This window comes from Corynebacterium macclintockiae, assembly GCF_027570165.1.
Lineage (GTDB): Bacteria > Actinomycetota > Actinomycetes > Mycobacteriales > Mycobacteriaceae > Corynebacterium > Corynebacterium macclintockiae.
Map to the genome: position 1 here is coordinate 1 of NZ_JAKMUV010000005.1, position 12034 is coordinate 12034.

The window sequence follows — 12034 nt, forward strand, 5'->3', positions numbered from 1 at the left end:
ACCGAAAGGGGAAAGCCGCCGCCAGCCAAGACCCACATTCTCGACCAGCAGCGGCTTTCGTCACTACACACGACATCTCCGCAGCCTCACTCACTTACCGCGAAGATGCCTTTAATGATAAAGATGTGAACGGACATTCACAAGCTTTTGAGCTATGTCCGTTCTTTACCTCCCCCATTCACTACCCCCTACCCTTTTGTTCCCCAAAAGTACCACCCCATAAAAGGTGGCTCACTAGTGAATAAGTGCTGCAAGTACTCTACTGAGAATTTGCAGTCCGAAGAACAGCACCAGCACCGAAACATCCAGTCCCACTCCCCCGAGCTGGATAGGTGGAATCAGCTTCCTTAGCGCCTTGACCGGCGGATCCGTTACGACAAACAGCGGTTCGGCGAGGATGCTGAACCATCGCTGCGGCCGCCAATTGCGGGAAAAGGACTGAATCATTTCGATGATGATGCGCAGAATCAAAATCAGCACATAAAAGCGAATCAGCCACAGCAGAACAATGAGAATTTCGTTCACTTAAGAGGTCTCTCCCCAACAGAGTTCGGATGTCGGTCTAGGGACGCTTGAAGGGTCTCTCGCAAGGGGCTAGAGCGACTCAGCAATCGCATCCAGCTGATCCTGCGCCAGGGTTACGCCCTTTGGCAGCAGAATGAAGTTACGCACGCCCTTCAGCTTCTTCAGCTGTGCGTCCAGACCACGGCTCAGACCAGCAGCGAAGTCCAGCACGCGCTTGGCCTCACCCTTTTCCATGCCGCTCAAGGAGAATACGACAACCTCGCGAGCCTTCAGGTTATCTACCAGCTCACTGGCCTGCGTGTAGGAGCTCAGGGTGAACGATACGAAAGCCGAGGGCGTCTTTTCCTCCGCCGGCGCTTCAGCGTAGGAGTCAGCGGAAGAAGAGTAGCGAGAACCACGCGAAGAGTAACGATCCTCGCGATCAGAGTACTCGGAGCGACGGTAGCGATCCTCACGGTCGGCGCCCAGACGATCCCGGTCGGCGCGGGAGCGGTAGGAAGGCTCGTGTGCGTCACGGTCAGCCTCGCGATCGCGTTCCCGGGAGCTGTAGCCGTCGCTGTAGTAATCCGTTTCGTAGGATTCCACGGAATCAAAACCGAAGAAGCGCTTGGTCTTGTCCATAAAGTTGTCTGCCATTGCTCTAAAGGAACCTTCCGTTGCTTAATTAATTAGTGTAGTTCTGTTGGCTATGTGCTTTAAAGTACTGGTCGCGCGCCCATAATATCCGTACCGACACGCACCAGCGTGGAGCCTTCCGCGATGGCAATCTCCAGGTCACCGCTCATTCCAGCGGAGTAAACCGGCGCACCGAGAACCCGGTCAGAGATGCGCTCGACGAGCTGTCGCCCGCGAGCGAACACGGCTGCCGGATCGGCCCCTAGTGGCGGCACCGTCATGAGCCCTCGCAGCTCCAAGTTAGCGGCTTCCGCGGCGGTATCGGCCAGCTGGTCGATATCGGCTTCCACCGCCCCGCCACGCTGCGGGTCACCGTCGGCGCTGAACTGTAACAGCACCGGCAAGGCACTATCCCGGTCGCCGCGTTCAAGCGCCAACCCAGCACCTCTGTCCAACGCGTTGAGGAGCTTCAGCGAATCCACGGTGTGCACGGCGGCTGCCCACCGCGCCACGGAATTCGCCTTCTTCGTTTGCACTTGCCCCACCATGTGGAACTGCAGTCCTGTCTCCGCCAGTTGCGCGTGTTTGTCGCGCGCTTCTTGTTCGCGGTTCTCGCCGACGGCGGTGACGCCCAGCCGTGTCAAAACCCTAAGGTCCTCGGCAACGTGGAACTTGGTGATCGGCAGCAGGTCTGCTCCCCCAGCTACCGCGATACGCTGACGCACGCGGGCTAGGTTCCGGGCGATCTCCTGGCCACGCGGCCCGAGGTCTGTCGACCCGCCAGGCAGCTCGTCCGGCGCACGGTGCTCGCTCGTCTGCTCAGTCATGGCATCCACACTACGCCAGCCTGGCGACCCGTCGTCCCCTCCCGGCGATAGGAGAAGAAGCGATCGGAGTTCTCCGGCGCAATGGTACAGCGGGGATCCGCGTCGATGCTGCGCACCCCAAGGGAAAGTAGTTGGCGGGTCAGACCAGCACGGATGTCCAACCCTGTGGTGCCCTGAGCGGTGGTGGTAGCCGAGCCGGGGAGTTTAGCCTCCACGTCAGTCGCCATAGCCTGCGGCACCTCGTAGTTCTCGCCGCTGGCGGCGGCGCCGAGCAGTGCGTGAATATTGCTGGGCACTGCCCCCAGCTCCTCCATGCGGGCAACCGTGCGGCGCACAATTCCATTGCGTGCGCCCATGCGGCCAGCGTGTACCGCGGCCACCACGCCCGCATCCTCATCGGACAGCAAAACCGGAACGCAGTCGGCGGTGAGGACGATCAGGGCTGTGCCCCGCATGGTGGTGACGAGGGCGTCAGTAGCCTCAATCACCGCAGATTCGCCAGACGTGAGGTGGTCGGCGGTGACCTCCGTGACGTTCGGCGAGTGGATCTGCTCCATGAACACCAGGCGCTCCACGCCCAACCCCAAAACATCGGCCAGACGCTGGCGGTTATGAGCCACAGCAGCCGGGTCGTCGCCCACATGGTCGCCCAAGTTGAACGACGCATAGGGGCCGGTGGAAGCCCCACCGTTGCGGTCGGTGAATACCTTGCGCACCCGCGGGTGCTGGTCCTGGGTCACGGATAGCTCCTAACTGGCGGAGGGACTTTAATTGAAGTCCGGCAGATCCAGGTCGTCCTCATCCTCCGACAGATCCACACCGGCGTGGGTGGGGTTCTGCGGCTCCTGCGCCGCGGAGGTAAACAGGCCACCGGACTGGGTGGACTGGGTGGACGGAGCCTGCTGCGGGACGGTACCGCGACGCTGCGCGAAGCTGGTCTGCGCACCTGCCTGCGGGGTGGCCGGGTCAATGGTTGCCTGCGGCTCCGGCTGTGCCGGGGAAGCCTGACCAGCCTGCGGAGCCTCCTGGCCGCCGAATAGGTTCGTCGGCTGGGCAGCGCCGGCTGCAGCTCCAGCGGTTGCGTTGGCAGCCTCCGGCGCGCGGTGTGCACCGGCGCGCTCGTTGACGGACGAGGCGGACGGGGAATCATCGAAGCCGGTGGCGATGACGGTCACGCGGACTTCGTCGCCCAACTGATCGTCGATGATGGTGCCGAAGATCAGGTTGACGTCTTCGTCGGCCTTCTCCTCCACCAGATCAGCAGCCTGGGAGACCTCCAACAGGCCCAGGTCGGAGCCGCCGGCGAAGGACAGCAGCACGCCCTTCGCGCCTTCCATAGTGCTTTCCAGCAGCGGGGAGTTGATGGCTGCCTGGGTGGCCTTGACGGCGCGCTGGTCGCCGCGGGCGGTGCCGATACCCATCAGGGCGGAGCCCGCGTCGGTCATAACGGAGCGCACGTCGGCGAAGTCCACGTTGATCACACCGGGGGTAGTGATCAGCTTGGTGATGCCCTCCACACCGCTGAGCAGCACGTCGTCGGCCTTGCGGAAAGCCTCCATCATGGACAGCTGCTCTTCGGACATCTTCAGCAGCGAATCGTTGGGGATAACGATCAGCGTGTCGCACACCTCGCGCAGGGCCTCGATGCCCTCCATGGCCTGCTTGCTACGGCGGCGACCCTCAAAGCCGAAAGGACGGGTAACCACGCCGACGGTCAGAGCATTCTGCTTCTTGGCGATGTTCGCAACGACCGGGGCGGCGCCGGTACCGGTGCCGCCACCCTCGCCAGCGGTGACGAAGACCATGTCAGCGCCGGCCAGGATCTCCTCGATCTGATCCTTGTGATCCTCGGCGGACTTGCGACCCACCTCGGGGTTAGCACCTGCACCCAGGCCACGGGTTTCTTCGCGGCCGATATCCAGCTTGATGTCCGCATCAGTGAGCATCAGTGCCTGCGCGTCGGTGTTGATCGCGATGAACTCCACGCCCTGCAGCTTCTCGTCGATCATGCGGTTGACGGCGTTCACTCCGCCGCCGCCGACGCCGACCACCTTGATCTCGGCGAGGTGGTTTCCAGGATTCGTCATGTGCGTTTTTCCGCCTTCCTAAAGTTTTCGTGCTTTGAGATTTACCGGTTTGCTGTTGCCGTCCATCTTCCTAGCCGTCAAGCATTTAGCGGCGCACATTTTTGGTGGCGTGTCGTATCCTTAAAGTTCAACTTAAAGCTTAAGCTGGGGTTTCGCCCCTATTTCACGGTGGGCATTGCGGGGTTGGAGACGTTCCAATTCCCCTCGCGCCCCAGCACAATACGGGTCGCTTCCGCCTTCTCGTCGGCCCTCTCGGAAGATCCCCAATACACGGCCTGATTAGGGAAAAACAGCTTGATGCTATCCGCCGATTCGGCTTCGATTCCCTCCAGCTTGCCCCGCAGATCATCGGACAGCGCAGTGATCACCTGCGTCACCGATTGAATAGCTCGCGCATCATCAGCCTTAGTTTTCTTGAACTCCAAAGCACCCTCGGGCTTCACACCCGTCAGGAAAATCTGACCATTCTCGTCCACCACGTGTGGCGTGTCCCCGTCCATGACATAGCCGATCGCTTTGTGCTCCGTGACGTCGATGGTCACCGTCGTAGGCCAGGAACGCTTCACCGTCACCTTCTCGACCCACGGCACCTTGGATACGCTCTGCGCCGCACCAGCAATGTCCAGTCGCAGCATGTTATCGCCCGCGTTGATGGTGCTCGCTGTGCGGATGGCCTCCGCATCTGCGTTGGTGGTGCCCTGCACGTCGATCTGCGAAACCCTCAGAATCGGCGCCGCATACACCACCACGCCCAGCAACACGACCAGGGCTACCAGCCCGGCGACCAGCCACTGCAGCCGCTTCCTACGGGGGTTGCGCCCCTTGTCAGCGCTGCGTTTGTTGGTGGTGCTGCGCTTGTTGCTCTTTATTCTTGACGCCCCGCTCATCCGCGGTCACCACTTTCCAGCTGCAACAAGATCTCGTCGGCCAGCATCGTCACGGTCCCCGCGCCGATGGTCAACACCATGTCGCCGGGCTGCGCCAGGTTGGCGACAACCCCGGCCACAGCGGAGAAGTCGGGCTCGAAGACCCACTCGGTAGCACTGTCGATCTTGTTGCCGATAATGCGGGAATCCACGCCCTCGACGGGCTCTTCGCGGGCCCCGAAGATATCCAGCAGAACCACCTGATCGGCCAGCGACAGCGCCTCGGCAAACTCGGCAGCAAAGCTAATCGTGCGGGAGTACAGGTGCGGCTGGAATATGGCGACGATGCGCCCGCCTCGGGCCTGCACGCGCTGGCGTGCTGCGGACAGCACAGCCGCGACCTCGGTCGGGTGGTGGGCGTAGTCGTCGTAGACCTCGACCTCCCGGCGGGTGCCGTGGTACTCGAAGCGTCGACGTACTCCGTCGAAACCGCCAATGCCCTCGATGACCTTTTCCACGTCCGCGCCCAGCAGCACGCTACCTAGCGCCGCGGCCGTGGCGTTAAGCACCATATGCGTACCTGGGATGGCTACGCGCAGGGAATACGTACCGGCACCCTGTCCTACGGCCTGGTTCACGGCCTCAGTCAGGCGCAGGGTGGAAACGGTGCCCTCGGCGGTGACCTCCGTGCTATCGATGATGGCTGCTGGGGGCACGGAAGAGTGGGCGTCACACCCCTCGGCAGTGCCATAACCAACAACGGTGAACGGCTGGGCCTCGCCGCGCGCCGCGGCGGCCACAAGCCCCTCCGCAAGAGCAGCGGAACCCGGATCGTCCAGGCAGGCCACCAGATAACCACCGGGAACGATGCAGTGGGCGAACTTCTCGAAGACCTCTCGGTAGGCCGCCTCCGTCTTGAAGTAATCCAGGTGGTCGGGCTCGATGTTCGTGACCACAGCGACCTCGGGCGAGTAGGACAGGAAGGAGCCGTCGGACTCGTCGGCCTCGGCGACGAAGATCTCGCCGGTGCCGTGGTGGGCATTCGTGCCCGCTCGGTTCAGCTGGCCGCCGATCGCGAACGACGGATCCTGGTGCGCAGCCTGCAGTGCCGCGACGGCCATCGAAGTGGTCGAGGTCTTGCCGTGGGTACCGGCCAGCAGGAATGCGCGCCGGTTCTGCATCAACAGCGCCAGAACGTCGGAGCGGCGAATCACTGGAATGCCTGCCTCGCGAGCCGCGACAAGCTCCGGGTTGTCCTGCGGAATCGCAGCGAAGGAGGTCACGACCACCGACGGCAGCTCCCCCGACAGGCGCAGGTTATCCGCGGAGTGCCCCACCTGGATCGCCGCTCCGGCAGTTCGCAACGCCATGACGCTGCGCGATTCCTTCATGTCGGAACCGCTGACCTTGTAGCCGCGGTCCAGCAGAATGCGGGCAATGCCGGACATTCCGGCACCGCCGATACCCACCATGTGCACGCGGGTGAGGTCCGTGGTCTGGGGCTGCTCGCTCATCGGGGAAGTAGGTGCCTTTCTAGAGGACGGAGGGGGTAGGTGCTAGCACGAGTGCTCGGGCTCGGTCTTGGGCTCGGTCTTGGGCTCGGTATTGGGCTCGGTATTGGGCTCGGACAGCTCAGCTATTCGGATTCTGCTGCGGCGATGATCTTGTCGGCGATCTTTTGCGCTGCATCGCGGTGGCCAGCTGCCAGGGTGGCTAGGCTGGCGGCCTGCCAGCGGGTCTCATCGCGCAACAGTGGAATGACTTCCTGCGCCACGCGGTGCTCGGTCAGCTCCGCGTCCTTGATGATCACACCGCCACCAGCGTGAGTAATGGGACGCACGTTGAGTTCCTGCTCTCCATTGCCGTGCGGCAGCGGCACGTAGATACCGGGAAGGCCCACCGCGGAAACCTCGGCGACGGTCATCGCGCCGGATCGGCAGAGGATCGCATCCGCGGCCGCCAGCGCCAGATCCATCCGCTCGATGTACGGAACCGCTACGTACGGGGGTGTGCCTTCCTGCACTTCCTGCGGGAGCTCCACCTGGTTCTTCTTGCCATAGGCGTGCAGTACTCCGATGTTGGCATCCTGCAGTGTCTTGGCTGCATTCACCACGGCCTCGTTGATGCTGCGCGCGCCCTGGGAACCACCGGTGACCAACAGCAGTGGCGCGTCGGGGTCCACACCGAAGAATTCGCGGGCCTCGCTGCGCAGGGCGGCGCGATCCAGGTTCAGTACCGCGTCGCGCACCGGAATTCCGACAACCTCGGCTTCCAGGCCCGAATCTTCAACAGCCGCCAGCCCTGTTCCGCCCAGCTTCACGCCCAGCTTGTTGGCAACGCCCGCCCGGGCGTTGGCCTCGTGGACAAAGAACGGGATCTTCAGGGCGCGTGCGGCCAGGTAGGCCGGGGCGGAAACGTAGCCGCCGAAGCCGATGACCACATCCGCCTCTACCTCACGCAGTACCCGCTTGGTGGCCTTCAGGGCCTTCCCCAGTCGCATCGGCAACGTGATCAGGTCTTTGTTTACCTTGCGCGGAACCGGCACCGGTGGGATCAGCTCCAGATCAAAACCACGTGCTGGGACGAGTGTGCTCTCCAACCCGCGGGTCGTGCCCAGGGCGGTGATGCGCGCGTCTGGGCGCTGCGCACGAACCGCCTCTGCCACGGCCATAGCTGGTTCAATGTGGCCGGCGGTGCCGCCGCCGGCCACGACGACTGATAGCTTCCGGTCGGCTTGTGGCTGCGAGGTCAAGGGCTAGCGCCTCCTGTGTCGATCGTCGATAGTTCTGCGGGTTTTGCGGGCTCGTCTCTGCCCCGCATCGTCCGCCCGCTGACGGCTCCGCGGGATGGGCTTGGGCGTTGCCGTCGGGGGAAGATTCTGCCTTCGTACCCCATCGTAGCCACGCAGGCGCGACTCGCCGCCGACCCGGCGGATAGACTCCTCCACCCGGTCGCGTTCGCGGCGCACGTCTTGGCTGCCCCGGCTACCTCCCGGCTGTGGTCGGGTCACCGGCGTGCCATAGCTATAGGCGGTCTCGCGCCGCTGCGTACGGCGCTGCTCGCCTGCCTTGTAGCCCTGCGGTTCCGGCAGCAACAGAATGCGGTCGATCAATGGGCGACCTTCGTGTTGCATCGAGGACACTGTCTCCGGCTCATTGCGCGCACAGTTGCACAACAGCCCCATGGAAAGCAGGGTGATGATTGCCGAGGAACCACCGGCGGAGATGAGGGGCAGCTGAATACCCGTCACCGGCAGCAGGCCCACGACGTAGCCCATGTTGAAGAACGCCTGAACGGAGATACCGATCGTCAGGGTGGCCGCCAACAGCCGCAGGAATGGATCCGCCTGGGCCATCGCAGTGCGAATGCCGAACCAGCCAAGCATGCCGAAAAGGATTACGACGAATACGGCGCCGAACATGCCCAGCTCTTCGCCAACGATGGCGAAGATAAAGTCGTTCTTCGCCTCGGGAAGGTAGAACCACTTCGCGCGGGACTGCCCTAGCCCTGCGCCGAACAGCCCACCATCGGACAGGGAAAGGATTCCCTGGTGCGACTGGTAAGCCGCGCCCTGGGTAGTGGTTTCACCGAAGTTCAGAGTCAGGGCGTCTTTCCACGTCGTAATGCGGGCACCACGGAAGCTTGCCTGCGTAATCGCAAAAGCGCCAAACAGGCCGACCACAGCCAGCAGCGCGAAGAAAACCTTGCGATCCACGCCGGCAAAGAACATCAGCGCGGCGACAACGATGCCGACGGAGAACATCATGCCCAGGTCCTTCTGGGCCATCACGAGGATCAGAATCACAGCGCTGACCGCGATGAATGCGCCGAGCCCGGTGTTGAGCCTCTGCGTGACCCGCGCGCGGTAGGACACTGTCGCAGCGCCCCACACGGCCAGGGCCATCTTTGCCACCTCGGAAGGCTGCACACCGATCGGGCCGATGCGGATCCACGAGTTCGAGCCAACCTCATCCGCACCGACACCCACGCCGGGGATCAGCACCGCGAGCAGCATTCCCACCGCGATCACCAACAGCCACGGGGAGTACTTCCTAATCGTCTGCGGCCGCATCCGCAGTGCGAACCACATGACAATCAAGCCGATGAACACCACAACGGCTTGCTTGATGAACTCGCTGAACACGCTCGCGCCGCTGGCGTAGGAGGTCACCATCGACGACGACAGAACCATCACCAGACCAAGTCCGGTGAGGCACACCGTAACTCCCAGCAGAACCTTGTAGTTCAACTGTGGGGTGGCCATTTGTGCAGCGAACTTGCGTTGCAGCGAGCCCAATCCCCGCTCGTCCCGCTCCTCGGTCGTCTGGGGCTCCTCTGCCCCGGGAATGCTCTGTCGTCGTTTCGAACTGGATTCCGGTAAAGCCATGATGTTTCCGTTACCCCCTTTCCTCTTTAGGCATCGGATTCGGCTTCAGCATATGCCACCGCATACTGGGCGAATAGGTCGCCACGCTGGCTCATGCCGGTGTACATGTCTAGTGATGCCGCCGCGGGCGCTAGAACCACACTATCGCCCGGTTCTGCCAGCTCATGGGCGGCGCGCGCGACGGCACGCATCGCTTCTTCTGGATCGGTGGCGTCAATAACAGTGACCGGAAGATCGGGCAGCTGGCGCGACACCTCCGCGACGAGCTCCGCCCGATCCACGCCGAGGGCCACCACTGCCTTCAGACCACCGCCGATCGCGCGGATCAGCCCATCGACCGCCGCGCCCTTCAATTGCCCGCCGGCCACCCAGATCACGTTGCGTTGGCCGCGCAGGGCGGCCTCTGCGGCGTGCGGGTTCGTTGCCTTGGAGTTGTCGATCCAGGTCACGCCACCGTGGTCCAGCACCACCTGCCCTCGGTGCGCTTGCACTTGGAATCCGGCCAGCGCACTGGCAATCGCTTCGGGAGCCACGCCCAGCGCCCGGGCCATCGCCGCACTCGCTGCGGCATCGGCCAAGCCAGCCGGTCCGGGTGGGCTAATCCCCTGCGCCGGGGCCAGATCCACAATCTGGTTCGGTTCGCCGTCGCTGCCGTAGATGACCTCGACCAGTCGCCCATCGCGCACGCCGGTGGCGCGCTCAAGGGTCGTTGTTGTTTTTTCTAGTGACGCCACCTCCTCCGGATCGTGAATCGTGTAGGCACTGCGCGCTGCCACGTGGCGGGCGCGTGCGGTGGCCAGCACGTCGGCGTCATCCGCAGCTAGAACAGGCCACTCGGCGGTCAAGGCCTGCGCCTTGTCGGCACGGTAGTTTTCGTAGCTTCCGTGCCAATCCAAGTGATCCTCGGCGAGGTTCAGAATGCAGCCGACAGAGGGTGCAAACATGGGCGCCCAGTGCAGCTGGAAGCTGGAGACCTCCGCGACGAAAATGTCCGCGCGGGGTTCGCCACGGTGCTGTGCCGCCAGGGCTGCCGAGGGGGCGATACCGATGTTCCCGACCGCCAAGGCTGAGCGTCCGTCGGCCACCAGCATGGAGGTCAGCATGGCGGTGGTCGTGGTCTTTCCGTTCGTGCCGGTGATGGCCAGCCAGGTGCGGGGCTCGCCGAAGGCTCCGGCTTGGTCGGCCAGCCAGGCCGCGGCGATGTCGCCGATCACGGGGATGTCCAGCTCGGCGGCGCGGACCAGCAGCGGTGACTCTGGCTTCCAGCCGGGAGAGGTAATGACCAACTGGGGTGCCAAGTGGCCGAGGCTATCGACGGCATCAGCGACCCCCAGCAGGCGCAGCTCGGTCTCGCCGCCGTCGGCGATGTGGCTCAGAGCCTGGGTATTGTCGTCGGCCACCACGACCGTGCGGGCGCCCAGGGCGCACAGCATGGAGATCACGCCCCGTCCGGCCACGCCTGCACCCGCGACCAGAACTGTCTGGGTACGCATGGTGTGTAGGGCGTCTGTGGGCTGGAGTGCGTGTGTGGCTTCCACGGCTTTAGGTCCTTAGGTAGAGCAATTCGGGTGGTTCAATTGTGTGAGTTCGGGTCTCGTTCATTCGAGGGAAGACCGCCAGCCATCGCTACCAGCTAGCGCTGCTGAGCCATTCGGTATAGAACAGTCCCAGACCGGACATTGCGGCAACGCCGGCGAGCAGCCAGAAGCGAATAACGACAGTCGTTTCCGCCCAGCCCTTGTTCTCGAAGTGGTGGTGGATTGGCGCCATGCGGAACACGCGCTTGCCGGTGGTCTTAAAGGAGACCACCTGGATGACGACGGAAGCTGCCTCGATGACGAAGATGATTCCGATCAGGATCATCAGCAGCTCGGTCTGAGTCGTGATGGACAAGCCCGCCACCAGGCCGCCGAGGGCCAAGGAACCGGTATCACCCATGAAGATCTTCGCCGGGGCCGCGTTCCACCACAGGAAGCCTAGGCAGGCGCCCAGGCCAGCAGACGCCAACATGGACAGGTCCAGCGGATCGCGGACGGCGTAGCACGCGGCCTCGGCGCTGACGGAGCAAGAATTACGGAACTGCCAGAAAGTGATCAGCACGTAGGTACCCATGACCAGGGCGGTCACTCCACCGGCAAGGCCATCCAAGCCGTCGGTCAAGTTCACCGCGTTCGACCATGCGGAAATCACCAGGTAGATGAACACCAGGAAGATGATCGTGCCGATGACGGCCGGCCCGATGGCGATGTCGAAGGTGGCCATGTCGCGGATTGCCGACAGGTGGGTGGAACCCGGGGTAAGGCCACGGGAATTCGGGAATTGCAGGATCAGCAGGCCGAAAATGATTGCGGTGGCCAGCTGGCCGACCAGCTTCGCCTTCGCATTGAGGCCCAAGTTCCGGCCTTTAACCAGCTTGATGTAGTCGTCGGCAAAGCCCAGGCCGCCCAGGGCCAGTGTCAGCCCCAGCACCAGCCAGCCGCTCACGCCCGGCCCTGCGCCGGTGGTCATCAGCCCCACCAACACGGCCACCAGGTAGCCGAAGACAATTCCGGCGAGCACAGCGATGCCGCCCATTGTCGGGGTGCCGCGCTTCTTAAAGTGCGACTTCGGCCCTTCCTCACGAATCTCCTGGCCCAAGCCCTCGGCGGAGAACCAGCGGATCAGTACCGGTGTCAGCCCAATGGACACGACAAAGGCAACCGCACCCGCGATAAAGATTTGCAACAT

The 12034-nt window shown here is 63.3% G+C and carries 11 protein-coding genes; all 11 read right to left on the minus strand.

The genetic code is table 11. From position 1 onward, the window contains the following. Nucleotides 1-234: 234 nt before the first annotated feature. Nucleotides 235-525 carry a YggT family protein gene (locus L8U58_RS05630; protein ID WP_034970099.1) on the minus strand — a complete coding sequence of 97 codons (291 nt, stop codon included), beginning with the start codon at nucleotides 523-525 and terminating at the stop codon, nucleotides 235-237. A 69-nt stretch (nucleotides 526-594) separates the two neighbouring features. Further along, the gene (locus tag L8U58_RS05635; RefSeq protein WP_034970100.1) at nucleotides 595-1161 is read right to left on the minus strand and encodes a cell division protein SepF; all 567 of its coding nucleotides are present in this window, start codon (nucleotides 1159-1161) and stop codon (nucleotides 595-597) included. Nucleotides 1162-1220: 59 nt separating this feature from the next. Continuing rightward, nucleotides 1221-1967, minus strand: coding sequence for a YggS family pyridoxal phosphate-dependent enzyme (locus L8U58_RS05640; protein WP_269954885.1), 747 nt, complete (start codon nucleotides 1965-1967; stop codon nucleotides 1221-1223). Next, the gene (gene pgeF / locus L8U58_RS05645; protein ID WP_034977335.1) at nucleotides 1964-2707 is read right to left on the minus strand and encodes a peptidoglycan editing factor PgeF; all 744 of its coding nucleotides are present in this window, start codon (nucleotides 2705-2707) and stop codon (nucleotides 1964-1966) included. The genes L8U58_RS05640 and pgeF overlap by 4 nt, the downstream gene beginning before the upstream one ends. A 27-nt stretch (nucleotides 2708-2734) precedes the next feature. Continuing rightward, nucleotides 2735-4054 (minus strand): cell division protein FtsZ, encoded by a 1320-nt coding sequence (gene ftsZ, locus L8U58_RS05650; RefSeq protein WP_034977333.1) that lies wholly within the window; start codon nucleotides 4052-4054, stop codon nucleotides 2735-2737. A 158-nt stretch (nucleotides 4055-4212) separates the two neighbouring features. Further along, nucleotides 4213-4941 (minus strand): cell division protein FtsQ/DivIB, encoded by a 729-nt coding sequence (locus L8U58_RS05655; RefSeq protein WP_034980661.1) that lies wholly within the window; start codon nucleotides 4939-4941, stop codon nucleotides 4213-4215. Beyond that, on the minus strand, nucleotides 4938-6434 hold the full coding sequence (gene murC, locus L8U58_RS05660) for a UDP-N-acetylmuramate--L-alanine ligase (RefSeq protein ID WP_034980659.1): 1497 nt from the start codon (nucleotides 6432-6434) through the stop codon (nucleotides 4938-4940). Before murC ends, L8U58_RS05655 begins: the two co-directional genes overlap by 4 nt. A gap of 122 nt (nucleotides 6435-6556) precedes the next feature. Beyond that, nucleotides 6557-7672 carry an undecaprenyldiphospho-muramoylpentapeptide beta-N-acetylglucosaminyltransferase gene (murG, locus tag L8U58_RS05665; RefSeq protein WP_043012227.1) on the minus strand — a complete coding sequence of 372 codons (1116 nt, stop codon included), beginning with the start codon at nucleotides 7670-7672 and terminating at the stop codon, nucleotides 6557-6559. A gap of 3 nt (nucleotides 7673-7675) precedes the next feature. Continuing rightward, nucleotides 7676-9307, minus strand: a complete 1632-nt coding sequence (ftsW, locus tag L8U58_RS05670) for a putative lipid II flippase FtsW (protein WP_269954886.1) — start codon at nucleotides 9305-9307, stop codon at nucleotides 7676-7678. Between the two features lie 26 nt (nucleotides 9308-9333). Then, entirely contained in the window at nucleotides 9334-10845 is a 1512-nt protein-coding gene (murD, locus tag L8U58_RS05675; RefSeq protein ID WP_420839838.1) for a UDP-N-acetylmuramoyl-L-alanine--D-glutamate ligase, read from the minus strand. An 88-nt stretch (nucleotides 10846-10933) separates the two neighbouring features. Further along, entirely contained in the window at nucleotides 10934-12034 is a 1101-nt protein-coding gene (mraY, locus tag L8U58_RS05680) for a phospho-N-acetylmuramoyl-pentapeptide-transferase (protein ID WP_034972088.1), read from the minus strand.

Coding starts and splice junctions, on each gene's coding strand:
- L8U58_RS05635 (WP_034970100.1), bottom strand. CDS start 1,161: ATGGCAGACAACTTTATGGACAAGACCAAGCGCTTCTTCGGTTTTGAT.
- L8U58_RS05640 (WP_269954885.1), bottom strand. CDS start 1,967: ATGACTGAGCAGACGAGCGAGCACCGTGCGCCGGACGAGCTGCCTGGC.
- ftsZ (WP_034977333.1), bottom strand. CDS start 4,054: ATGACGAATCCTGGAAACCACCTCGCCGAGATCAAGGTGGTCGGCGTC.
- L8U58_RS05655 (WP_034980661.1), bottom strand. CDS start 4,941: ATGAGCGGGGCGTCAAGAATAAAGAGCAACAAGCGCAGCACCACCAAC.
- murC (WP_034980659.1), bottom strand. CDS start 6,434: ATGAGCGAGCAGCCCCAGACCACGGACCTCACCCGCGTGCACATGGTG.
- ftsW (WP_269954886.1), bottom strand. CDS start 9,307: ATGGCTTTACCGGAATCCAGTTCGAAACGACGACAGAGCATTCCCGGG.
- mraY (WP_034972088.1), bottom strand. CDS start 12,034: ATGTTGCAAATCTTTATCGCGGGTGCGGTTGCCTTTGTCGTGTCCATT.